Source organism: Telluria sp. B2, assembly GCF_051789535.1.
Classification (GTDB): Bacteria; Pseudomonadota; Gammaproteobacteria; order Burkholderiales; family Burkholderiaceae_D; genus Telluria.
Genome location: NZ_CP196525.1, coordinates 4,539,543 through 4,563,248, shown reverse-complemented (window position 1 = coordinate 4,563,248; position 23,706 = coordinate 4,539,543). Strand labels below are relative to the sequence as shown.

20 protein-coding genes and 1 tRNA gene are annotated in these 23,706 nt (G+C 66.5%); 12 read left to right on the top strand and 9 right to left on the bottom strand.

Annotation, left to right across the window (positions count from 1 at the left end; translation table 11 throughout):
• Positions 1-43 precede the first annotated feature (43 nt).
• On the bottom strand, positions 44-982 hold the full coding sequence (locus ACSUZJ_RS20170; protein ID WP_499411129.1) for a LysR substrate-binding domain-containing protein: 939 nt from the start codon (positions 980-982) through the stop codon (positions 44-46).
• A 119-nt stretch (positions 983-1,101) separates the two neighbouring features.
• Between ACSUZJ_RS20170 and ACSUZJ_RS20165 the strand changes: the two genes are divergently transcribed.
• From ACSUZJ_RS20165 to ACSUZJ_RS20155, 3 genes are all read left to right on the top strand, one after another.
• The gene (locus ACSUZJ_RS20165) at positions 1,102-2,331 is read left to right on the top strand and encodes a urate hydroxylase PuuD (RefSeq protein WP_499411127.1); all 1,230 of its coding nucleotides are present in this window, start codon (positions 1,102-1,104) and stop codon (positions 2,329-2,331) included.
• A 36-nt stretch (positions 2,332-2,367) separates the two neighbouring features.
• Positions 2,368-2,586 carry a hypothetical protein gene (locus ACSUZJ_RS20160; protein ID WP_499411125.1) on the top strand — a complete coding sequence of 73 codons (219 nt, stop codon included), beginning with the start codon at positions 2,368-2,370 and terminating at the stop codon, positions 2,584-2,586.
• A 111-nt stretch (positions 2,587-2,697) separates the two neighbouring features.
• A complete protein-coding gene (locus ACSUZJ_RS20155) occupies positions 2,698-2,856 on the top strand; it encodes a hypothetical protein (RefSeq protein WP_499411123.1) in 159 nt (52 codons plus the stop codon).
• Positions 2,857-2,887: 31 nt separating this feature from the next.
• Here ACSUZJ_RS20155 and ACSUZJ_RS20150 read toward each other — a convergent pair whose 3' ends face one another.
• The 3 genes from ACSUZJ_RS20150 to ACSUZJ_RS20140 form a co-directional block, all read right to left on the bottom strand.
• Positions 2,888-3,079 carry a YqaE/Pmp3 family membrane protein gene (locus tag ACSUZJ_RS20150; RefSeq protein WP_312550409.1) on the bottom strand — a complete coding sequence of 64 codons (192 nt, stop codon included), beginning with the start codon at positions 3,077-3,079 and terminating at the stop codon, positions 2,888-2,890.
• 317 nt (positions 3,080-3,396) lie between these two features.
• Positions 3,397-5,640, bottom strand: coding sequence for a hypothetical protein (locus ACSUZJ_RS20145; protein WP_499411121.1), 2,244 nt, complete (start codon positions 5,638-5,640; stop codon positions 3,397-3,399).
• Between the two features lie 122 nt (positions 5,641-5,762).
• Positions 5,763-8,123, bottom strand: coding sequence for a S9 family peptidase (locus tag ACSUZJ_RS20140; RefSeq protein ID WP_499411119.1), 2,361 nt, complete (start codon positions 8,121-8,123; stop codon positions 5,763-5,765).
• Between the two features lie 491 nt (positions 8,124-8,614).
• On the opposite strand from ACSUZJ_RS20140, the gene ACSUZJ_RS20135 reads away from it, so the two are divergent.
• From ACSUZJ_RS20135 to ACSUZJ_RS20105, 7 genes are all read left to right on the top strand, one after another.
• Positions 8,615-9,250 carry an ANTAR domain-containing response regulator gene (locus ACSUZJ_RS20135; protein WP_499411117.1) on the top strand — a complete coding sequence of 212 codons (636 nt, stop codon included), beginning with the start codon at positions 8,615-8,617 and terminating at the stop codon, positions 9,248-9,250.
• Between the two features lie 18 nt (positions 9,251-9,268).
• A complete protein-coding gene (locus tag ACSUZJ_RS20130; RefSeq protein ID WP_499411115.1) occupies positions 9,269-10,423 on the top strand; it encodes a CmpA/NrtA family ABC transporter substrate-binding protein in 1,155 nt (384 codons plus the stop codon).
• Between the two features lie 487 nt (positions 10,424-10,910).
• Positions 10,911-12,218 carry an MFS transporter gene (locus tag ACSUZJ_RS20125; RefSeq protein ID WP_499411113.1) on the top strand — a complete coding sequence of 436 codons (1,308 nt, stop codon included), beginning with the start codon at positions 10,911-10,913 and terminating at the stop codon, positions 12,216-12,218.
• Positions 12,219-12,240: 22 nt separating this feature from the next.
• Complete coding sequence (gene nirB, locus ACSUZJ_RS20120) at positions 12,241-14,766, top strand: nitrite reductase large subunit NirB (protein WP_499411111.1); 2,526 nt, start codon at positions 12,241-12,243, stop codon at positions 14,764-14,766.
• 12 nt (positions 14,767-14,778) lie between these two features.
• Positions 14,779-15,120 carry a nitrite reductase small subunit NirD gene (nirD, locus tag ACSUZJ_RS20115; RefSeq protein ID WP_499411109.1) on the top strand — a complete coding sequence of 114 codons (342 nt, stop codon included), beginning with the start codon at positions 14,779-14,781 and terminating at the stop codon, positions 15,118-15,120.
• The gene (locus ACSUZJ_RS20110; protein WP_499411107.1) at positions 15,117-16,343 is read left to right on the top strand and encodes an NAD(P)/FAD-dependent oxidoreductase; all 1,227 of its coding nucleotides are present in this window, start codon (positions 15,117-15,119) and stop codon (positions 16,341-16,343) included. Before nirD ends, ACSUZJ_RS20110 begins: the two co-directional genes overlap by 4 nt.
• Before the next feature lie 11 nt (positions 16,344-16,354).
• Entirely contained in the window at positions 16,355-19,039 is a 2,685-nt protein-coding gene (locus tag ACSUZJ_RS20105; protein WP_499416619.1) for a molybdopterin-dependent oxidoreductase, read from the top strand.
• A 166-nt stretch (positions 19,040-19,205) separates the two neighbouring features.
• Here ACSUZJ_RS20105 and ACSUZJ_RS20100 read toward each other — a convergent pair whose 3' ends face one another.
• The 5 genes from ACSUZJ_RS20100 to ispB all read right to left on the bottom strand — a co-directional run bounded on the left by ACSUZJ_RS20100 (position 19,206) and on the right by ispB (position 22,786).
• A complete protein-coding gene (locus tag ACSUZJ_RS20100; protein WP_499411105.1) occupies positions 19,206-19,451 on the bottom strand; it encodes a hypothetical protein in 246 nt (81 codons plus the stop codon).
• A 139-nt stretch (positions 19,452-19,590) separates the two neighbouring features.
• Positions 19,591-20,952, bottom strand: coding sequence for an MBL fold metallo-hydrolase (locus ACSUZJ_RS20095; RefSeq protein WP_499411103.1), 1,362 nt, complete (start codon positions 20,950-20,952; stop codon positions 19,591-19,593).
• 15 nt (positions 20,953-20,967) lie between these two features.
• On the bottom strand, positions 20,968-21,462 hold the full coding sequence (locus tag ACSUZJ_RS20090) for a flavin reductase family protein (RefSeq protein WP_499411101.1): 495 nt from the start codon (positions 21,460-21,462) through the stop codon (positions 20,968-20,970).
• A 203-nt stretch (positions 21,463-21,665) separates the two neighbouring features.
• Positions 21,666-21,742: transfer RNA gene (locus ACSUZJ_RS20085), tRNA-Pro, on the bottom strand.
• Between the two features lie 54 nt (positions 21,743-21,796).
• Positions 21,797-22,786 (bottom strand): octaprenyl diphosphate synthase, encoded by a 990-nt coding sequence (gene ispB, locus ACSUZJ_RS20080; RefSeq protein ID WP_499411099.1) that lies wholly within the window; start codon positions 22,784-22,786, stop codon positions 21,797-21,799.
• 277 nt (positions 22,787-23,063) lie between these two features.
• Here ispB and rplU point away from each other — a divergent pair, with 277 nt between their 5' ends.
• Together rplU and rpmA are read left to right on the top strand one after the other, a co-directional pair.
• The gene (gene rplU / locus ACSUZJ_RS20075) at positions 23,064-23,375 is read left to right on the top strand and encodes a 50S ribosomal protein L21 (RefSeq protein WP_082493710.1); all 312 of its coding nucleotides are present in this window, start codon (positions 23,064-23,066) and stop codon (positions 23,373-23,375) included.
• 40 nt (positions 23,376-23,415) lie between these two features.
• Positions 23,416-23,688 carry a 50S ribosomal protein L27 gene (rpmA, locus tag ACSUZJ_RS20070; protein WP_312551045.1) on the top strand — a complete coding sequence of 91 codons (273 nt, stop codon included), beginning with the start codon at positions 23,416-23,418 and terminating at the stop codon, positions 23,686-23,688.
• Positions 23,689-23,706 lie beyond the last annotated feature (18 nt).

The window sequence follows — 23,706 nt, the reverse complement described above, 5'->3', positions numbered from 1 at the left end:
GGGTGCGGATGGCGTTGGTCGGCAAGCGCGCTGTCGTCGGCAGCTAGTTCTGCGCCAGCGCGCGCGCCGCCTGACTGACCTGGTCGCGCAGCCACTTGTGTTCCGACGACTGGTGCACGCGCTGGTGCCACAGCTGGTAGAAGCGCATCGGCGGAAACTTGATCGGCATGGTGAAGGTCTTCAGCGGCAGCGTCTTCTCGTAGAAGCGCATGAACTGGCGGCCGGTGGTGAGCACCAGGTCGGTCTGGGTCAGCATGTAGGGAATCAGGCCGAAGTAGGGCGACTCGACCGCGATCTTCCTGTGGTGCCCTTCGCGCGCCAGGAAGGAGTCGATCACGCCGTGGTAACCGGGCAGCATCTGCGAAGGCGCCACGTGCGGCAGGTTCAGGTAATCCTCGATCGTCATGGCGTCGCTTGCCGTGCGTTTGGCGTAGGGGCTGTCGGCGCGCATGGTGCAGACGATCGGGTCCTCGAACAGCTTGGAGATGTGCAGGTGCGCCGGCGGCTCGTCCCAGTTGGCGATCACCAGGTCCATTTCGCCGTCCGACAGCATGCGCAGGTAGTCGGTGCCCGGCCCCAGGCTGTGGATCGCCACCCGGCTGTTGGGTGCGCCGCGCCGGATCGATGCCACGACGCTGGGCAGGAACTGGGTGTCGAGGTAGTCGGGCGCGGCGATGTGGAAGGTGCGCGCCGTCTCCTCCGGCACGAAGGGCGACTTCTTGACGAACAGGCTCTCGGTCTCGTCGAGGATGCGCTTGGCGGGTTTCAGCAGGCTTTCGCCGTGCTGGGTCGGCACCATGCCGCGCGCGCCGCGCACCAGCAGCGGGTCGCCGGTCAGCTCGCGCAACTTGCGCAGCGAAGCCGAGATCGATGGCTGGGGCTGGTTCAGTTTCAGCGCCACGCGCGAGACATTCTTCTCCACGAGCAAGAGGTAGAGGATGCGGATCAGGTGCAGGTCGAGATGCTGGGGCAGGCTGGCCATGGGGTATCTGGTGTATATCGGTTCGATTATGTGGAATATACGGTATATTTCATGTTGTAGAAAATGAAAACCGTTTATCGTCGTTGAAAGACTGCCACGACGAAGATGAGGAACTGTGCATGGACGTGTTCGGATACCTGGCTCCCTACGGCCTCGAATGGCTCAACCTGCTCGTACGCTGGCTGCACATCATCACCGGCATCGCCTGGATCGGCGCCTCCTTCTATTTCGTCTGGCTCGACAACACCATCAAACCGCCGCCGCCCGGCTCCGAGCTGGCGAAGAAGGGCGTGGCCGGCGAATTGTGGGCCGTGCACGGCGGCGGCTTCTACCACCCGCAGAAATACCTCGTCGCCCCGCCCGAGCTGCCGAAGGAACTGCACTGGTTCAAGTGGGAAGCCTACTCGACCTGGCTGTCCGGCTTCGCGCTGCTGTTCATCGTCTACTACCTGAACGCGCAGGCGATGATGGTCGACCGCAGCGTGGCCGACCTGTCGAGCTGGCAGGCGGTCGGCATCGGCCTGGGCAGCCTGGTGGTCGGCTGGCTGGTGTACGACCTGCTGTGCAAGTCGCCGCTCGGCAAGCACGACCTGGCTTTCGGTCTCGTCATCTTCGCCTTCCTGGTCGGCAGCGCCTATGTGCTTACCCACCTGCTCAGCGGCCGTGCGGCCTACCTGCACATCGGCGCGATGATCGGCACCATCATGGTCGCCAACGTGGCCCACGTGATCATTCCCGGCCAGCGCAAGATGGTCAAGGCCATGATGGCGGGCCAGAAGCCCGATCCCAGCTACGGCATCAAGGCCAAGCAGCGTTCGGTGCACAACAATTACTTCACACTGCCGGTGCTTTTCCTCATGATCAGCAACCACTACGCGATGACCTACCGGCACCCGCATGCCTGGGCGGTGCTGGGCGTGATCATGGCGGCCGGTGTGCTGATCCGCCACTTCTTCAACCTGCGCCACAAGGGTCGCATCGAATGGAAGTACCCGGCGGCGGGCGTGGCGCTGCTGGCCGTGCTGGCGGTGCTGATCGCGCCGCCGGCGCCCAGCGTGCAGCAGCCCGGCGTCGACAGCATGGCCCAGTTCACGCAAGTGAAGCACATCGTCGACCAGCGCTGCGTGAGCTGTCATGCGGCCAAACCGACCCAGCCCGGCTTTGCCACGGCGCCGGCCGGCGTGATGCTGGAGTCGCCCGAGTCGATCCAGCAGAACGCGGCGCGCATCTACCAGCAGACCGTGCAACTGAAGGCCATGCCGCTGGCGAACCTCACCAACATGACCGATGCCGAACGGGCGCAGATCAAGGCATGGTTCGAAGCCGGCGCCAGGAACGGAAAGAACTGAGTAGGCTTGCGGGCACGAACCACGGCGGAGCACGAGATGGCGCAGATCGACTTATCGACCTATAACCTGGGCGAACTGAAGGGACTTCAGTTCGACATCGAGCAGGAGCTCAGGAAGCGCGAGCGGCAGGAGATCCGAAAAGCGCGCGAGCAGATCCTGGCGATTGCCCGGGACGCGGGTGTGGCGGTCGATGCGCTGGTGGAAGACGGCGGCGACAAGATGGGCAAGGCTTCGGCCAGGACGCGGCGGCGCTGAGGCAATCACGGAGACGCCGTCTTTCCAATGAGACTGACGGGCCTGTCGTTGAAACGACGGCAAGCCCGTCACCCTCGAGGCCGTGCGCGATGCCAGTGCGAGCGCAGCGAAATGATCGAGCGCCTGAACGCCGAGCTGCGCAACGCACGCCAGGTCGCGATGGACGCCCTGGTCGGCAAAGCCAAGGACCGGCTGGCGAGCGATGGCAAGGACGCCCAGCTGGCCGACCTGCGCGCCGAAGTCGAGACCCCGCGCACGCGCGCGAAGTAAGCCGCCGGCGCCGTGCCGGCGTGAAAACACCTCAGCGTTCCCTGTAGGCGCGCTCGATTTTCTTGTCGGTGTTGTATTGACTGAGCGCGTAGACCGCCCAAATGGCGGCGGGCAGCCAGCCGATCAGCGTCACCTGCAGGATCAGGCAGATGATGCCGGCAATCGGTCGGCCGATGGTGAAGAAGGTGAGCCAGGGGAGGATGAGGGCGATGAGCAGGCGCATACGGTTTCCTGGATAGTGGTGCATCGGCCGGGGCGGCCCGGAGTGTCTGTCCATCCGAAGTGTCTATCATATAACAGGCACTATCGGGCTCATCGCACCGTTGCCGACCCCGCAACGCCCCCTGAAACGACCCGGCTACGGCTGCCCGGCCGGACTCGTCTTGCCCTGCTTCGGCCATCCGCACCAGACGCACGAACTCGGCGCGCGGATCGACCAGCCTGTCGGCTTCGAGGGCCGGCGTGATCTCGTGGATGGCGGTGACAGTGTGGCCGGCGCCCATGTCGCCCGCCTCCTCCTTGTCGTCCTTGAAATCCTGCTTAACGAGCGTTAACGCCATCGATCGAACGCGGCACGATGGCGAACTGCGGCGCCGGCCCGTAGTCCGGCTTGACGCTGCGCGACATGAAGCGTTCCCACGCTTTCCTGCCGGCCTCGCCGCCGACGTCGGCCGCATAGGCCAGCGCCGGCTGCATGTTGGAGGGGAAGCCCATCGCGGCGCTCGAATAGCCGCCCATGTCGCCCGGCTTGCGCTTGGTGGCGGCGGCCAGCTCGGGGCCGCCGCAGGGCAGGGCGGCCAGTTCCGGCCCGACGGTGCGCGCATAGGCCTTGGCCATCGTGTCGTAGGTCGGCGCGGTGGGCGAGTCGCGCACGGTGATGGTGTAGTTGGCGCCGTCGACCCAGCAGGCGCCTTCGCCGACCATGCGCGCGATCGGGAACTTCGCCTTCCATTTCAGGAGTGGCTGCGCCTCCTTGAAACCGAGTTCGGCGACGTGGCCGACCGCCTGGGTGAAGAAGTCGTCCTGCCAGGGCGCGACCGCGGTCTTGCCCTTGTAGATCACGGCTGGTTTGTCGTCGATCACGCCCAGCCCGTTGGCGGCCGGATTGTTGCTGTAGCTGTCGTTGTACCACGCCAGGTTGCTCTTCAGGAGCGTGGTGAAATCATCCTTCAGCGGGTGCCTGTCGGGCGTGATGTAGGCCGCTTCGCCCAGGGTGCGCAGGCTCCAGGCCTGGCCGCGCACCTGGTGCGACATCAGCAGGCCCTGGATGTTCTTGCGGTAGCCCGGATTGGTGGCGAACACGTTCCACATCGCCCAGAACTGCAGCTCTTCCAGGTAGTAATAGTCTCCGGTGACGAGGTAGGGCAGGTAGGCAAATCCCGGCTGGTGCGCGCTGTCGACTTTATACGGCGTCTTGCAGGCGTCGCGCGGGCAGCGCGGGAAGGCCTCCTGCTTGCCGGTCTTCGGGTTGCGCGTGTCGCCCGGATTGCCGAGCAGGGTCATGTAGGGGTAGTCCATCAGGCTGACGGGCAGGCCGGTGCGCTTGTCGCGGTAGTGCGCGGACCAGCTGCCGGCGCGATCGGCAGTGCCGAGCGTGACCTCCTTGGCGCGCGCATCCATGCTCAGCAGGTACATCGCCGCCCATCCCGGCAGCAGTCCGATGTCGTTGCGCCCGCCCGTATTCGGCATGGCCGGCGATGCCGCGCCGACGCCCATCGGTTCGCTGCGCGGGCCATTCCATTTCGCGGCCAGCGCCGCCAGCGCGCCGTCCGGCACCACCACCGAGCGGTCGTAGTTTGGCAGGGCGCGCGTCTCGATCAGGTAATGCGTGTCATGGCGCAGGTGCACGGCGGGTGCGTTGCCAATCCAGGCCAGCGTGCGCCAGCGCGCATGGTGCAGGTGGGTCAGGTCCTTCTTCGCGTACACGGTCTCGCCGCCGGCCTCGATCTCGACGTCGTAGGTGAAATTGCGCGGCGATGGCTCGTAGGCCCAGTTGTTCTCGATGACGACGTCGACGCGCGCACGCTTTGCGCCGGGATAGGAGCGGATCGCAAAGCGCGCCGCCAGGTGCGGATGTTCTTCCCCCTTCGCGTTGCGCAGGGGCGCGGCCACCTGCACTTCGGTGACCACGGGGCCGTCCAGCCACACCTGGGGTTTCTGGTCCTTGAGCAGGCGCTCGCTGGATGCGGTATAGCGTTCGCCGTCGAGCGTGATCGACACCGTCGCAGCGGAGTCGACTTCGGGCTTGCCTGCGCCGTCATCGCTGCCGCGTGCAGCTGTCCTGACCAGGGCGATGCCGGCCAGCTGGCCCTTGCCCAGCCGTGGCAGCAGCGCCGAGATCACCGCGTGGCGCACCGAGCCATCGGCGTGGGTCGCCTTCACGTCCACCTGCAGGGGCAGGGTGCTGCCGTCGGCCAGCTTGCCGGCCAGGCCCGCGCCGCGCGGCAGGTCGCCCGGCGCGAACACCTGGCCGAAGGTGAGCGGCACCCGGGTCTGCTCTCCGCCCGTGTTCTCCACCACCACGCCGGTGATGCCGCCAGCGGGAATGACGGCCTTGCGCGAAACGCCCGCTGAGCCTTTGATCGTGGCGTTCGGTGCGGCGTTCGCTGCGGCAGCGCCGTGGCGCTCGGCGACCACCTGGCTGGCGTCGATCCTGCCGGTGTTCGGCAGGCCGACGAAGCCGGGCGCCTTGTCTTGCTTTCCCTCCTGGGCATGCAGGAAAGGCGAGACGAGGGCGAGGAGGACGGCGAAGCGAAGTGGTGAAGCAGCGAAGGCAGGCATCATGATCGTGAATGAAATACGCGTAGCGATGGCCGCATGATAGCGAGGACGGCGCTACCGGTCTGGGCAATAGCGAACAGTAAAACAAAAAGCGCCCCGCAGGGCGCTCGCTTACTTCGTGTTGTTTACTGTTTCAGGGTGCGTTCGAACAGCTTCAGGATGCGGCGGTACTGGTCGAACCAGCTTTCCGGCTGGGTGTAGGCGTGGCGCTCCAGCGGGTAGCTGGCCAGTTCCCAGTTATCCTTGCGCAGTTCGATCAGGCGCTGGGCCATGCGCACCGAGTCCTGGTAGAACACGTTGTCGTCGACCATGCCGTGGCCGATCAACAGGTTGCCGCGCAGGTTCTCGGCGTACTCGATCGGCGAGGAGACCTTGTAGGCCTGCGGGTCGAGGTCGGGCGTGTTCAGGATGTTGGCGGTGTACTCGTGGTTGTAGCTGGTCCAGTCGGTCACCGGGCGCAGGGCCGCGCCGGACTTGAACATCTCCGGTGCGCGCATCAGCGCCATGAAGGTCATGAAGCCGCCATAGCTGCCGCCGTAGATGCCGACGTTCTGCGGGTCGCCCTGCAGGTTCTGCACCATCCAGTTCACGCCGTCCTTGTAGTCGACCAGTTCCGGGTGGCCCATCTGGCGGTAGATCGCCGTGCGCCAGTTGCGGCCATAGCCTTTCGAGGCGCGGTAGTCCATGTCCAGCACGATGTAGCCGCGCTCGACCAGCAGGTTGTGGAACATCTGCTCGCGGAAGTAGGTCGGGAAGCGCCTGGTGGTGTTCTGCAGGTAGCCGGCGCCGTGCACGAACATCACGATCGGGTATTTTTTACCGGGCTCCAGCTTCGCCGGGCGGTAGAGCTTCGACCATACCGGGTCGCCGCCGTCGCTCGACGGCACGGCCACGTACTCGGGCTGGATCCACTCGCGCGCCTTGTACTCGGGCGTGCGGGTGTCGGTCAGTTTCACGGCCGCGCCGCCGCTGACCGGCACGGTGGCCAGCTGGGTCGGCATGTAGCTCGAGGAGTAGTGCACCAGCAGCTTGCGGTTGTCCGGCGACAGCGCGAAGCGCTCCACGCCTTCCAGGCCCGTCACTTCGCGCGTGGCCCCATCCTTCGCGTTCACCGCGCACACCTCGTAGGTGCCGGGGTTCTTGCGGTTGCAGGTCATGTAGGCGGTCGTGCCCTCATAGTTCCACTGCACGTCGCCGGCTTCCCACTTGCCGTTCGTGAGCGCGCGTGCATGGCCGTTCGCGTCCATGGTGTACAGGTGCGAATAGCCGCTTTCTTCCGACAGGTACCACAGCGTGCGGTTGTCCGGCAGCCAGCCGAAGTCGGTGTTGTCGTAGTTGACCCAGGCTTCGTCGGTCAGGCGGTGCATGGGCTTGAGTTTGGCGGCACCCAGGTCGATGGTGGCGATCCAGCGGTCCTTGTTGTCGACCGCGCGCAGCATCACCGCGGCCTGCTTGCCATCCGCGGTCCAGCGCACGGCGTCGGCGCGGTCGGCAATGCGCAGCGGGCGGTTGCCCTTGAGCGGGTCGAGCTTGGCGGCGGCGCGCAGCTGGGCCAGCGGGTCGGCGGCGATGCCGGGCAGGTTGTCGAAGGGGATGTCCTGGACCTTGCCGCTGGCGAGGTCGATCAGCTTCAGCGCATGCGGCGCCGGGTTGTTGCGGCCGACGCGGGTGCGCTCGTCGTCGGTTTCCTCGTAGCCCGATTCGGTCACGTAGCGCGGCATCTTGCCGACGCGGCCCTTGTCGCCGCCCTTCGGCGCGGTGACGACGACCAGCCAGCGGCCGTCCGGGGACAGGGCGCTGCCTTCGATGGTGACCTTGTCGCCCAGGTAGATCGGGCCAGGTGCGCGGGTCGGATCGGCGCGGCGCTCTTCATCAAGACGGGCGCGGGCGGCGTCGCGGTCGTCCTTGGCGCGCTTGAGGGTGGCGATCAGGCGCAGCTGCATTTCGCGCAGCGCATCCGGGTCCGAGGCTGCCGGGTCTTTCGCGGCGCGCGGCAGCGCCACCGGACCCTGCACGCGGCTGGCGCGGTCCCAGCTGAACCACTCGTGGCCGACGCGGAACTGCACCGCGCGCTCGTCGCTCGAGAATTGCGGATCTTCGGCCTTCACGCCCTTCGTGATCTGGACCAGGGCGCCGTTCTTCAGGTCGCGTTCGAACAGATCGCCATTACGCACCAGGATGGCGCGGGTGTGGGCGCGATCGTAGACCACGTTCGGGCTGTCGAGCTTTGCCAGCTCCGCGTCCGCCACGCGGCGCGGCTGGCCGCCCTGGACCGCCTCGAAGGTGTCGCGCAGCTGCGAGCCGGTGCGCTTCTGCTTGAAGAAGACCTGCTTGCCGTCCCAGCTCCACCATGCCTGTTCGGCGGGGTTGCCGATCCAGTCGGGGTGGGCCATGGCCTGGTCGAGGGTGACGGGCGTGGGCGCGGCCGCAGCGGCGGCAGACAAGGCGCCGAACGCGGCAAAGATCGTAAGTGCAGGAAGTCGCATCGTGGATAGTGGTGGGTGAACGAAATAGCTTTCTGGCTAGAAAAAATGCGAATGCATTCTAGCTCAGCCACCATGCGACGGGGAGGTCTGCGGGGGATTTATCCGCAGGAGAAAACGCTGCTGGCGTAAGTACTTACGCCAGCGCGGGAGAGAAAAGCGGCTGTTGCGCCGCAGCGTTCAGGCGGCGCGGCCTGCGGTGTTGCGCTGGCGCGGCAGGAACAGGGTGATGCGTGCAACGACGGCAACGATGGCGATAGCGACCGGCAGGTATTCGAATGCTTCCATGATCAATTCCTCTTAATTGGTGTGATGTTGCGGTGCAGTATAAATTGGACCCAGACATAAATAAACTTTTCGTTTGTGATGCCGGCGATAAATTTCATGAATGATTTTGTTGCTCTGGCACCAAGAGATATTTAACTCGGGAATATCCCGACTGCGGGCTGGTCGTATGTACGGGGTATGGCCCGGTTCTTGCATTCGCTACGGGCATGACCTCCACCGACAAGCCACCCAAGCTACGCATCGTCGTCGTCACGGCCGACCCCGGCGCCGGCGGCGACCAGGCGTGCACGGCGCGTGCGCAGCGCAACACGGCATTGCGCATCGGGCTGCTCGAATCGGGCTACGACATCGTCGCCTCGCTGCCGCCGGACATCTTCCTGCCCGAGCGCATCGCCCAGCTGCAGCCGGATCTGATCATCGTCGACAGCGAGTCCGACGCCCGTGACGTGCTCGAGCACATCGTGATCGCCACCCGCGATGCGCGCCGCGCCATCGTCCTGTTCACCGAGGACGACAGCGCCCAGGCGATGGAAGCCGCGGTGGCGGCCGGCGTATCGGCCTATATCGTGGCCGGCCTGCAGGCCGAGCGCGTGCGGCCCGTGCTCGACGTGGCGCTGGCGCGCTTCCGGCGCGAGCAGAAGCTGCTCGGCGAGCTGGCCGACACGCGCCAGAAGCTGGCCGAACGCAAGGTGGTCGAGCGCGCGAAAGGTGTGCTGATGGCGCGCCACCGGCTGGGCGAAGAGGAAGCCTATGGACGCCTGCGCAGCATGGCGATGAACAAGAACATGAGACTGGCCGAGATCGCGCAGCGCATCCTGGACGTCGAGGACTTGCTGGGCTGACCCGGCAAAAGGAAGCATATGACAGGCTTGGCTGGACAGGGCGCATACGCGGGCGGATCGGACCGGCCCGAGAAGGACACACTGCGGGTCGGCTTCATGCCGCTGGCCGATTGCGCGCCGCTGGTCATGGCGTCGGTGCTGGGCTTCGACGAGAAGTACGGCATCAAGCTTGTGCTCGAGCGCCAGCACTCCTGGTCGGCGATGCGCGACCGCCTGACGGGCGGAGAGCTGGACGCCGCCCAGGCGCTCTACGGCCTGCTGTACGGCCTGCAGATGGGCGTGGGCTCGGCGCCCTGCGACGTGGCGGTCCTGATGAACCTGAACCAGAACGGCCAGGCCATCGTGCTGGGGCGCGCGCTGGCCGAACGCGGCGCCAGCGACGGCGCAGGCCTGGCCGCGGTGATGCGCCGGGAACCGCGCCGCTATACCTTCGCCCACACCTTCCCGACCGGGAATCACGCAATGTGGCTGTGCTACTGGCTGGCCGCGGCCGGCATCGATCCGCTGCGCGAGACGAAGCTGGTCACGGTGCCGCCAGCGCAGATGGCGCCGAACCTGGAGGCAGGGCACATGGACGGCTTCTGCGCGGGCGAACCCTGGAGCCGGCGCGCCGTGCTGGACGGCGCCGGCCTGCTCGCCGCCCCCAGCAGCCAGGTCTGGCCGGACCACCCCGGCAAGGCGCTGGGCGCACGTCTTGATTTCGTGGCGCGCCACCCGAACGCTTGCCGCGCCCTGGTGGCGGCCCTGCTCGACACCGCGCGCTGGCTCGACGCCTCGCCCGTCAACCGCGAAGCGGCCGCCGAAGTGCTGGCCGGCGCGGCCTACGTCAACGCCGACACCCGGCTGCTGCGCGAATGCCTGCTGCCGCGCCGCGGCGACTGGCCCCTGCTGCGCTTCTTCGGCGGGGGCGAGGCGACCTTCCCCTGGCTCTCGGACGGCATGTGGTTCCTGACCCAGCAGCGGCGCTGGGGACTGCTGCGCGCCGATCCTGACTACCTGGCCGTGGCCGGGGCCGTCAATTACGTCGGTTTGTATCGGGAAGCGGCGCTGCTGGCCGGCGTCGAGACTCCGGCTTCAGTGCTGCGCAGCGCCACGCTGATCGACGGCAAGGTCTGGGATGGCAGCGACCCGAGCGGCTATGCGCGGTCCTTCCCCATCCACGACCTCCGGTAAATCGTAGGGTGGGCACCCCGTGCCCACGCGTTACGTGCGCATCCTTTCTGCGTTAGCTGGAACTGATCGCCCGCTAACGTCGATTCCAGCCCGGTTCGCGTCCATCGCATACGTTGCGGGCGGTACATCGCCGCACGTGTCCATCGGCAACGTGCGTAACGCGTGGGCACGGAGTGCCCACCCTACAAGCCTATGCCAGCTCATTCGCGATCCACGACATGTAGTCAGGCGCGCTCCCGGTGCACCTGGCCGCATCATTTTCGCGCTTGGTGCACTGCAACAGGGCGTAGCGGCCGGGCGTCGCTGGGCGCCTGCCCCGCGCCGCCGCTGGCACGTGTCTTGCAATTACCTGAAACAGGATCAACGGCGATCCCTTCCATATTCCGCCAGCCCAACGATGGGCCGGCACCCGGACAACGGCGTCCGCCTCCCGCGCTGCAAGCGATGGGACGCGGACGCCTTTTTGTTTTCAGAAACGAGGGACGACATGGCCAGCAAAGCAAGCAGTATCCAGCTCTTTTCCTTCAACACCCCGCAGATGCGGGCCTTCCACCTGACCTGGGTGGCCTTCTTCGTGTGCTTCTTCGCCTGGTTCGCCTGCGCGCCGCTGATGCCGGTGATCAAGGGGGAATTCGGCCTCTCGGTGGAGCAGGTCGCCAACATCAACATCGCGGCGGTGGCCATCACGATCCTGGTGCGCCTGGTCGTCGGCCCCCTGTGCGACCGCTACGGCCCGCGCAAGACCTATACCGGCCTGCTCGTGCTCGGCGCGGTTCCCGTGCTTGGCGTGGCCCTGGCCCAGAGCTACGAAAGCTTCCTGCTGTTCCGGCTCGGCATCGGTGCGGTCGGCGCCAGCTTCGTCATCACCCAATACCACACCTCGGTGATGTTCGCGCCGAAGGTGGTCGGCACCGCAAACGCCACCGCGGCCGGCTGGGGCAACAGCGGCGGCGGCGCAGCGCAGGCCCTGATGCCGCTGCTGCTGGGCGCCCTGGTCATGGCCGGCGTCAGCGAAACCCTGGGCTGGCGCATCGCGCTGGTCGTGCCGGGCCTGGCGATGCTGGTCATGGCCTTCGTCTACTGGCGCTACACCCAGGACTGCCCGGCCGGCAACTACAGCGAACTGCGCGCGGCCGGGCTGCCGCTTGGTGACGATGGCAAGGGTGGCGGCAAGGGCGGCTGGGCCAGCTTTCGCGCCGCCTGCCGCAACCACCGCGCCTGGCTGCTCTTCGTCACCTACGGCGCCTGCTTCGGCATCGAGATCTTCATCCACAACATCGCCGCCATCTATTACGTCGAGCATTTCGGTCTCTCGCTCGGCGCGGCCGGACTGGCGGCGGGGACCTTCGGCCTGCTGGCGCTGTTCGCGCGCGCGCTGGGCGGCTGGGTGTCGGACCGCAGCGCAGCGCGCGGCAGCCTGAACAGCCGTGTCACCGTCCTCTTCATCCTGATGATCGGCGAGGGCATCGGCCTGCTGTGGTTCGCGAACGCCGATGGCGTGGCCTGGGCGCTGGTCGCGATGCTCTGCTTCGGCCTGTTCACCCACATGGCCTGCGGCGCCACCTATGCCCTGGTGCCGTTTGTTGCGCCGCAGGCGCTGGGCGGCGTGGCCGGCATCGTCGGCGCCGGAGGGAACGTCGGCGCGGTGCTGGCGGGCTTCCTGATGAAGGGCACCGGCGACCTGCGCCAGACCCTGATGATCCTCGGCGCGCTGGTGGTGGCGTCGAGTTTGTGCGCGCTCGGGGCTCGCTTCGGCAGCGCAGCAGCGACCGTACCGGCCCTGAACCGGGCTTGAGCAAGAAAGTAAGGAGAACAGCATGAAGATCATCGTCATCGGCCACGGCATGGTGGGCCACAAATTCGTCGAGACCCTGGCTGCGGCGGCGCCGCACCTGCAGATCACGGTGCTGGGCGAAGAGCCGCGCCCGGCCTACGACCGCGTGCACCTGTCCGAATTTTTCGCCGGGAAGACGGCGGAGGACCTGTCGCTGGTCGCGCCAGGCTTTTTCGACCGGTCCAACCTGGCGCTGAAGCTGAACGCGAAAGTCGTCAGCATCGACCGCGCCGAACACACGGTAACGCTTGCGGGCGGCGAGGTGCTCGCCTACGACAAGCTGGTGCTGGCGACCGGTTCCATGCCCTTCGTGCCGCCGGTGCCCGGACGCGAGCGCCGCGACTGCTTCGTCTACCGCACTATCGAGGACCTGGAAGCGCTGCGCGCCTGCGGCCAGCGCGCACGCAGCGGCGTGGTGGTCGGCGGCGGCCTGCTGGGGCTGGAGTGCGCCAAGGCGCTGCGCGACCTCGGGCTCGAGACCCACGTGGTCGAATTCGCGCCGCGCCTGATGGCGGCCCAGGTCGACGAGCAGGGCGCGCGCGTGCTGCGCGGGCGGATCGAGGAGCTCGGCGTGCGCGCCCATACCGGGAAGAGCACGCTCGCCATCGTCGACGGCGACCAGGCCACCCACCGCATGGAGTTCGCCGACGGCAGCGCGCTGGAGACCGATTTGATCGTGTTCTCGGCCGGCATCCGTCCGCGCGACGAGCTGGCGCGCGGCGCCGGCCTGGCGCTGGGCCCACGCGGCGGCGTCGCCATCGATGCCGACTGCCTGAGCTCCGATCCGCACATCTATGCCATCGGCGAATGCGCGGCCTGGAACGGCCAGCTGTACGGCCTGGTGGCGCCCGGCTACGACATGGCGCGTACCTGCGCGCGTCATGTGCTGGGCGCGCCAGGCGGCTTTGCCGGCGCCGACCTGAGCACCAAGCTGAAGCTGATGGGCGTGGACGTGGCCAGCATCGGCGACGCCCACGGCGCCAGCGAAGGCAGCCGCAGCTACCAGTTCCTGGATGAGCGCAAGCAGACCTACAAGAAGATCGTCGTATCCAGCTGCGGCAAGCGCCTGCTGGGTGCGGTGCTGGTGGGCGACGCGGCCCAGTACGGCACGCTGCTGCAGATGACATTGAACGGCATCGAACTGCCGGCCGCGCCCGAATTCCTGATCCTGCCGCAGCCTGAAGGCATGCCGCAACGTGGCCTGGGCGTCGAGGCGCTCCCGGCCAGCGCCCAGGTCTGCTCATGTAACGACGTCTCGAAAGGGGCCCTGTGCGAAGCGGTTGCCGGCGGCGCCACCAGCATCGGCGCGCTGAAGAAATGCACCGGCGCCGGCACCGCCTGCGGCGGCTGCGTGCCGCTGGTGACCCAGGTGCTCAATGCCGAGCTGGCGAAGCAGGGCGTGGCCGTGAGCCGGGCCCTGTGCGAACACTTCGCGTACTCGCGCCAGGAGTTGCACCACCTGGTGCGCGTCGAACGACTCCGCAGCTTCGGCGAGCTGCTGCAGCGCCACGGTTCCGGCCTGGGCTGCGAGGTCTGCAAACCCGTCGTCGCCAACATCCTGGCCTCGACCTGGAACGACTTCGTGCTGAAGCCCGAGCATGCGAGCCTGCAGGATTCGAATGATTACTTCCTCGGGAATATCCAGAAGGACGGCACCTATTCCGTGGTACCGCGCATGCCGGGCGGGGAGGTGACGGCTGACGGCCTGATCGCGGTCGGCCAGGTGGCGAAAAAGTACGGCCTGTACACCAAGATCACGGGCGGCCAGCGGGTCGACCTGTTCGGCGCGCGCGTCGAGCAGCTGCCGCTGATCTGGGAAGAACTGATCGCCGCCGGCTTCGAGTCGGGCCATGCCTACGGCAAGGCGCTGCGCACGGTGAAATCCTGCGTCGGTTCGACCTGGTGTCGCTACGGCGTGGGCGACAGCGCCGGCTTCGCCATCGCCCTGGAGAACCGCTACAAGGGGCTGCGCACGCCGCACAAGGTGAAGTTCGGCGTATCCGGCTGCACCCGCGAATGCGCCGAAGCGCAGGGCAAGGACGTCGGCCTGATCGCCACCGAGAAGGGCTGGAACCTCTACGTCTGCGGCAACGGCGGCATGAAGCCGCGCCACGCCGAGTTGCTGGCGAGCGGCCTGGACGAAGCGGCGGTGGTGAAGCTGGTCGACCGCTTCCTGATGTTCTACGTGCGCACCGCCGACCGCCTGCAGCGCACCAGCACCTGGCGCGAGAACCTGGAAGGGGGCCTGGACTACCTGAAGCAGGTGGTGGTCGAGGACAGCCTGGGGATCGGCGCCGAGCTCGAGGCGGACATGCAACGCGTGGTCGACACCTATGCCTGCGAGTGGAAGAACGCGGTCGAGGACCCGGCGGTGCGCAGGCGCTTCCGCCATTTCGTCAACAGCGACGCGCGCGATGCGAACGTCGTGTTCATGCCCGAGCGCGGCCAGATCCGCCCGGCCACGATCGAAGAACGCCGCCGCACGATCCCGATCGTGCAGTCGGCCTGAAGGAGAAGAGCCATGCATCGCGATATCGAACTGCAGAACTGGAGCGCCGTGTGCGCGTTGGATGACATCCTGCCCGACACCGGCGTGTGCGCACTGCTGGGCGGTCGTCAGGTGGCCGTGTTCCGCGTCGGCGAATCCCGCCTGTTTGCGATCGACAATGTCGACCCGAACGCCGGCGCGGCCGTCCTGGCGCGCGGCCTGGTCGGCAGCCTGGGCGAACGCGTGGTCGTCGCCTCGCCCATCTACAAGCACCACTTCGACCTGCACACCGGCGAATGCCTGGAAGCGCCGACGCACTCTGTGGCCAGCTACCCGGTGCGCCTGCAGGACGGCAGGGTGTGGGTGGCGGCATGACGAGCGAGTCGAACAAGCCCCGCCTGGTCGTGGTCGGCAACGGCATGGCCGGCATGCGCACCGTCGAGGAACTGCTGAAGCTGGCGCCGGACCTGTACGAGATCACCGTGTTCGGCGCCGAGCCGCACGGGAACTACAACCGGGTGCTGCTCTCGCCGGTGCTGGCCGGCGACAAGGCGGTGGACGAGATCATGATTCACACGCGCGCCTGGTATGAAGAGCATGGCATTGTCCTGCACGCGGGCGACCCGGTGGTGGCCATCGACCGCAGCAGGCGCGTCGTGACCGCACGCTCCGGACGCCAGGCCGAATATGACCGCCTGCTGCTGGCCACCGGCTCGACGCCCTTCATCCTGCCAGTACCCGGCAGCGAGCTCGATGGCGTGGTGGGCTTTCGCGACCTGCACGACGTCGACACCATGCTGGCGGCGGCGCGCCGCGGCGGCTGCGCGGTGGTCATCGGCGGCGGCCTGCTGGGGCTGGAAGCCGCGCACGCGCTCAAGCGGCGCGGCATGGAGGTCACCGTCGTGCACCTGGCGCCAGGCTTGATGAACCAGCAGCTCGACCCCGAGGCCGGCCGCCTGCTGAAGGAATCGCTCGAGCGCGCGGGACTGCGCATCCTGCTCGGTGCCGAGACCCGCGAGATCGCGGGCGAGGGCAGGGTGCGCGCGGTGCGCCTGCACGACGGCAGCGAGCTGCCGGCCGACCTGGTGGTGATGGCGGCAGGCGTGCGTCCGAACGTGGCGCTGGCGCGCGCGGCGGGCCTGCATTGCGAGCGCGCGATCGTGGTCGACGACACCCTGCAGAGCTACGATCCGCGTATCTATGCCGTCGGCGAATGCGTGCAGCACCGCCGCGCCACCTTCGGACTGGTCGCGCCGGTATGGGAGCAGGCGCGCGTGTGCGCGGCCCACCTGGCCGGCAGCGGCCATCGGCGCTACGTGCAGGCCGCCACCGCGACGCGCCTGAAGGTGAGCGGGGTCGATCTCTACTCGGCCGGCGACATCGGTGGCGGGGCAGGCAACGAGGAATTGGTGCTGCGCGACGGCGCGGGCGGCGTGTACAAGCGCCTGGTGCTCGACGGCGCGCGCGTGACCGGGGCCGTGCTCTACGGCGACGTCGGCGACGGTCCCTGGTACTTCGACCTGATCCAGCGCGGCGCCGACATCTCGGCGATCCGCGACCAGTTGCTGTTCGGCCGCGCGCTCTGCGAGCCGGCCTGAAAGGATGAATGATGGACATGACACTGCCAACAGCGACGGTACGCACCACCTGCCCCTACTGCGGCGTGGGCTGCGGCGTCACCGCGACGGTGCGCCCCGGGACGATTCCCGTCATCGCCGGCGACAGCGCACATGCCGCGAACCGCGGGCGCCTGTGCGTGAAGGGCGCGGCGCTCGGCGAAACCCTGGGAATGGAGGGGCGCCTGCTGCATCCGCAGCTGCGCGAGAACGGGCAGTTGCGCCAGGCCAGCTGGGACGAGGCGCTCGGCCGTGTCGCCGGCGGGCTGGCGGACATCGTCGCCGAACACGGACCGGATGCGGTGGCGCTCTACGTCTCAGGCCAGCTGCTGACCGAAGATTATTATGTCGCCAACAAGCTGATGAAGGGCTGGATCGGCAGCGCCAACATCGACACCAATTCGCGCCTGTGCATGGCGTCCAGCGTGGCCGGCCACAAGCGCGCCTTCGGCGAGGACATCGTGCCGGGCTGCTATGAAGACTTCGAGCTGGCCGACATGATCGTGCTGGTCGGCTCGAACGCCGCCTGGTGCCACCCGACCCTGTTCCAGCGCGTCCTGCGTGCGAAGGAAGCGCGGCCGTCGCTGCGCATCGTCGTCATCGATCCACGCCGTACCGCGACCTGCGAGCTGGCCGACCTGCACCTGCCGGTGAAGCCCGGCGCCGATGTCTGGCTGTTCAACGGCCTGCTCAGCTACCTGGCGCGCCACGGCGCCGCAGATAGGGACTTCGTGGCCGCCCGCACCGAGGGCCTGGACGCCGCCCTGGCCGCGGCCGAGGTGGACTGCGCCGATCCGGCAGAGGTGGCGCGCGCCTGCCGCGTCGAGGTGCATGCGCTGCTGTCCTTCTACGAAAGCTTCGCCGCCACGCGCAAGGTGGTCACCGCCTATTCCCAGGGCGTGAACCAGTCCTCGAGCGGCACCGACAAGGTCAACAGCATCATCAACTGCCACCTGCTCACCGGCCGCATCGGCCAGCCCGGCATGGGACCGTTCTCGCTGACCGGCCAGCCGAACGCGATGGGCGGGCGCGAGGTCGGCGCCATGGCCAACATGCTGGCCGCGCACCTGGAGCTGGACAACGCCGCGCACCGGGAGGCGCTACGCACGTTCTGGGACGCACCGCGCATGGCGGAGAAGCCTGGCCTCAAGGCCGTCGACCTGTTCCGCGCGGTGGAAGAGGGCAAGGTGAAAGCGGTGTGGATCATGGCGACCAATCCCCTGGTCAGCCTGCCGGACGCCGACCAGGTGCGCCGTGCGCTGGAAAAGTGCGAGCTGGTCGTCGTCAGCGACATCACCGGCGCGACGGACACCAACGGCTTTGCCGACGTGCTGCTGCCAGCCCTGGGCTGGGCTGAGAAGGACGGCACCGTCACCAATTCCGAGCGCTGCATCTCGCGCCAGCGCGCCTTCCTGCCGGCGCCGGGCGAGGCGAAAGCGGACTGGCGCATCGTCTGCGAGGTGGCGCAGCGCATGGGTTATCAAGGCTTCGACTACGCATCCGCGCACGAGATCTTTGACGAGCACGCGCGCCTGTCGGGCTGGCGCAACGCGGGCGAGCATGCGCGCCTGTTCGACGTGTCGGCGCTGGCCGGTCTCGACGCGCAGGGCTATGACGAGCTGGAACCGGTGCAGTGGCCGGTAACATCCGCCGCGCCGGGGGGGACACGGCGCCTGTTCGGCGACGGCCGTTTCGCCCATGCCGGCGGCCGTGCACGCTTTGTCGCGACCGTGCCGCGCGGGCCGGTGCACGCGCCGGATGCCGCGTATCCGCTGGCATTGAACACCGGCCGCGTGCGCGACCAGTGGCACACCATGACGCGCACCGGCAAGGCGCCGCGCCTGGCCGGCCACGTGCCCGAGCCCTTCGTGGACCTGCATCCCCACGACGCCCTGCTGTGCGGCGTGCGCGAGGGCGAGCTGGCGCGGGTGACGAGCCCCTGGGGCGAGATGGTCGGCCGCGTCGTGCACGGCGGCGGCATCGCGCGCGGCGAGGTCTTCGTGCCGATCCACTGGAGTGCGTCGAATGCCTCGGACGCGCGCGTCGGCGCGCTGGTGAATCCGGTGGTGGACCCGGTCTCGGGCGAGCCGGAATTCAAGCATACCCCGGTGCGGGTCGCGCCTTTCGTCGTCGAATGGCATGCCTTTGTCCTGAGCCGCACGCCACTGACCCTGGATGTGGTCGCGTACTGGACCCGGGTGCAGGGCGATGGTTACTTGCGCTACGAACTGGGCGGACGCGGAAAGGTAGACGGCGCCTGGGCGCGCGCGCTGTTGGAGGTAGAGGAGGGCGCCGACTGGATCGAATACGAGGATCGCGGCGCGGGCGTCTACCGCGCGGCAGCGCTGGCGCAGGGCCGCCTGCAGGCCTGCGTGCTGGTGGGCCAGCGCGGCGCGCTGCCGCCGCGCGACTGGCTGGGCAGCCTGTTTGCCGCGGAGGCCCTGACGCCGGTGGAGCGCGCTACCCTGCTTGCGGGACGCGCGCCGCGCCGGGGCGTCGATCCGGGGGCGACCGTGTGCGCGTGCTTCGGGGTGGGGCGCAATACGATCTGTGCGGCGATCCGGGAGCGGGGTTTGAAGACGAGGGCGGAGGTGAGCGCCTGTCTCAAGGCGGGGAGCAATTGCGGGTCGTGTTTGCCGGAGATCGGCAGTTTGCTGGCGGCGGTGACGGGGGAGTAGCGGCGCGCTGCTGGCGTCTGCGCGAAGGACTTTGGTGGTTTGCAGAAGTACGACCGCGTGGACACAGGTGTCCACCCTACAAAAGCAGGGTTCGTAGGGTGGACACCTGTGTCCACGCGGTATGGTACCGATGCACGGCCGCGGCGTTGCCGCAGGCAGGTGTTGCTTAGCGGTTGGCCAGGTGGCGCAGTTCGGCGGCCAGGTTCGGCGAGTATGCTTCCGATTGCGCCGCCAGCGACAGCAGTTCGCTGCGGGCGATCATGGCTTGCTTGGCGGCGTCCTTGCGCGCGCCGAAGAGCCAGCCGCCATGGGCGACGTAGAGCTGTTCGCAGAAGCCACGGATGGTGGCGAACAGGCCGGATTGGTGGCGCAGTCCCTTGCTCTGCGCCTGGGTGATCGTTGCTGCGGTCATGATTAGCTCCGTAAATACTGTGTGATGTTGCGGTGCAGTATAAATTCTTTGGAGCTATAAATAAACTTTCGGTTTGTGATACCGGCGATACGTTTTTCGAATGATTGGCACGCAGATATCACAACGCAGCAAGAGTCCATTACCCCGTCGCCTGCCGGCCCATCCGCGCCAGCACGCTGGCGACGAGGTAACGCAGCGTCGCCAGCGGGTGGCGTTTGTAGTAGCCGTTCTTGGCCATGCGCTGGGGCAGGAAGAAGCGGCTGAAGCTTGACGCGGCGCCCGGCTGGCCAATCCGGAAGCGGCCGTTCACCATGGTGGTGTCGAAGCCGTATTCGTTCTTGAACAGGAAAATCGCGTTACCCGAGCTCATGGACACATGCCAGGGAGCGTTGCGATCGAGCCTGGTCATGCCCTCGCGATACGAACATTTCACTGTCTGCTGCAGGTCGGACAGATGAATCACCAGCGGCATGATGCGGCGCGTCATTTCCAGCAGGCGCGGCAGCCCGTGCAGGCTGGTCCCGAGCGTCTCGCGGTACTTCATGAATGCCGCCTCGACCTCGTCCAGCGCTGCCACCGGCGGGGTGGGCAAGAGTGCGTGGCCCTTTTCCTTCAGCGCCATCCAGTGCGCCAGCGCGCGTTCGTGCTCGTTCGCGAGACTGGCGGGGGTGTCATTGTCGAGGTCGACCACGCTGCCTGGCTGCAGGAAGCGTATCAGCGAGGTGTGGCGCGCCAGACGCGGCGCGTCGGCGATGGCGCGCGGCGAGTTCTGCCCTTCGTTCAGGTAGGCGTTCTCGGGATGGCTGAAATATACGAACGAGGCGAAGGGCACCACCAGCGCCGGCTGCAGATGGTCGATCTGCAGCGCGATGCGTTCGATCTTGTCGGCAGCGGCGGCCTGGTGCTTCGCCAGCTCGTCGGGATTACCGACCCAGCTGGCGTAGCCGAATTGCGTCAGCATCAGGTCCACGCGTGGGGAGACCGTGTCGAGTTTTGCCTTGACTGCCTGGCAGCGGGCCGCCGAGTTGACCACGCAATCGTTCAGGTTGAGGATGGTGCGCCCGCCCGACTCGATCACGCACCAGGAATCGCCTTCGCTGTAGGGAAACACGGTGAGGCGCATGTCGTTTCCGAGCGCCACCGGCTTGCCTTCCTCGCACTCCTTCACCTCGAGTCCGTTGCGGCGCAGGAAGTCGACAACGCGCTTGTCGAGCGTGTGGCGGTACAGGAAGGTGGCGACGCCGTGGAAGGCTTCCTTGAATTTCTTGATGAAGGAAATCGAGAAATGGTCCGGATGCTCGTGCGAGAACCAGATGTAGATGGGCACGCCCGCACGGTTGAGTTGCTCGACCATCGCTGCATTGCTGGTCGATTGGTCGATCAGGCTCCAGCCGTTGTTGAAGACAGGACCTTCCAGCCAGGGATCGACCAGCAGCAGCGCGCTGTCGTTCTGCACCTGGAAACATGCGTGGTTCACGAACGTCAGGGTATTGCGGCTCATGGATGACTCCCCGGGTTAGATGGCAACGAAACGGCCGCCAAGGAAACCAAGCATGCGGCTCGGTTTCATCTGGCAACGCTCGACCTGGCCGACAAAAATCACATGGTCACCTTCCTGGTAGCGGCTGCGGTTCTGGCACTCGAACCAGGCGGCGACGCCGTCCAGGATGGGCAGGCCGGTGCGCGAGGTGTTGAACGCGAGCGCCTCGAAACGGTTCTCGACCTGGCGCGAGAAGCGCAGGGCCAGGTCGACCTGGTGCTCGGCCAGCACATTGATGATGTAATGCGAGCATTCCTGGAAGGCCGGCATGCTGCGTGCCTTGTTGGCCAGGCTCCACAGCACCAGCGGCGGCTCCAGCGAGACCGAGCTGAACGAATTGACCGTCAGGCCGTGGAAAGCGCCATCGGCGCCACGGGTAATGACAACCGTGACGCCGGTGGCGAACTGCGAGAGCGCGCTGCGAAAATAGGTGGAGTCGAAATCCGGGGGGAGGGCGCAGAGTGCGGACATAGGCGTAGCCGGCATGGTGGACTTGCCGACCAGCGTAGCCCATCCGCTCAGGGCAACGCTGATTCGCCACAAGCGGACGAGGATATGAAATGCTGCTGAGCACTTCCTTGCCGCCGTGCCAGTGGCAGCGCCCGAGGACCAGGTACAAACAAAAACAGCGGACAATTGTCCGCTGTTGATGGTGTTGTGTAACACGAATTCTGTGGTCGGGGTGAGAGGATTCGAACCTCCGGCCTCTACGTCCCGAACGTAGCGCTCTACCGGGCTAAGCTACACCCCGACGGGTTTGAGATCTCGGGAGCCGAAATCTCGGGAAGGCATTACTATAGTTGCCTTAATGGTTCCTGTCAACAGCAAAGCTGCACAATTGCAGCAGGCTTTGCTTGTAGACGCTCTCCGGCAGGTCGGAAATGGCCTCGGCGGCGCGGCGTGCCGCGGTCTCCGCTTCGCGGCGGGTGTAGTCGAGCGCACCGCTCGAGGTCACGGCGGCAAGCACCGCGTCGAAATGCTGTTCGTCGCCCTGTTCGATGCAGGTGCGCACCAGTTCGCGCTGTTCCGGGGTGCCGTGTTCCATCAGGTAGATCAGCGGCAGGGTCGGCTTGCCTTCGCGCAGGTCGTCGCCGACGTTCTTGCCGATCTCGGTGGCGTCGCCGGCATAGTCGAGCACGTCATCAATCAATTGGAACGCCGTGCCCAGCGAGCGGCCGTATTCGCCCGCGGCGTCGATCTGGACGTCGTTGGCCCCGGCGATCAGGGCGCCCAGCTCGGCGGCGGCCTCGAACAGCTTGGCGGTCTTCGAGCGGATCACGGTGAGATAGCTCTCGTGGGTCACGTCCGGGTCGTGCATGTTCAGCAGCTGCAGCACTTCGCCTTCGGCGATGACAGTGGTGGCGCGCGACAGGATCTGCATCACGCGCATGTTGTCCAGGCTGGTCATCATCTCGAACGAGCGCGAATACAGGTAGTCGCCGACCAGCACCGAGGCCGCATTGCCGAACAGCGCGTTGGCGGTCTGGCGGCCGCGGCGCATCGAGGATTCGTCGACGACGTCGTCGTGCAGCAGCGTTGCGGTGTGGATGAATTCGACGACCGCCGCCAGTTCGTGGTGCGCCGTGCCCCGGTAGCCATAGGCGTTCGCCAGCAGCAGCACCAGCACGGGGCGGATGCGCTTGCCGCCGGCGCTGATGATATATTCGGCGATCTGGTTGACCAGGCTGACTTCGGAATGCAGGCGCTGGCGGATCACCGTGTTCACCGCCGCCATGTCGTCGGCGATCGTCTGGGTAATGTTGTTCTGTTGGGCGTGTTGGGTAGCGGCGGACAAGGCGAACCTGCGATAAGTGTGCGTTGAGTGCGGCGATTATACGACAAGCATGCATAAGCCGTGCCATTTGCCCAACTGTACCGAAAAGCCATGGCTTTCCTGTGCCGGCAGAGCGTCCCTTGGGACGTCGTTGCCGGGCTGCCACACTCATCAAGGACCGATCCCGGCTTTTGACGCCTTCGGTCGATCCATGTATAATCCTCTGTTCCCCGGCATCAGACCAGCCCAGCGCAAGTCGCCGGCGGGAATTCTTTAAACATTTGATGAGGTTTCAATCATGTACGCGGTCATAAAAACCGGTGGCAAGCAATACAAAGTTGTCGCTGGCGAAAAACTCAAAGTAGAACAGATACCGGCAGACATTGGTTCCGAACTCACGATCGATCAGGTCCTCGCCGTTGGCGCGGGCGAAAGCATCAAGTTTGGTGCTCCGCTGGTCGAAGGTGCTACGGTTCTGGTGAAGGTCGTTTCCCACGGTCGCCACGACAAGGTTCGTATCTTCAAGATGCGTCGTCGTAAGCACTACCAGAAGCGTCAGGGCCACCGCCAGAACTTCACCGAAATCCAAGTGGTTTCGATCAACGGCTAATTGCCCGGTCTAATTTTCAAAGTCATCAAGGAGTACATCCATGGCACACAAAAAAGGCGGCGGCACTACCCGTAACGGCCGTGATTCAGAAAGCAAGCGCCTCGGCGTGAAAGTGTACGGCGGCCAGGCGATCAACGCCGGCGGCATCATCGTGCGTCAGCGTGGCACCCAGGTTCGTCCGGGCGTCAACGTCGGCCTCGGCAAGGACCACACCCTGTTCGCCCTGGTGAACGGCACGGTCAAGTTCGTCAAGCAAGGCGTCGGTTCGAAGCAGTACGTCACCGTCGTCGCGAACGAAGCAGTCGCAGCCTAATTGGCTACGCAAGCGCCG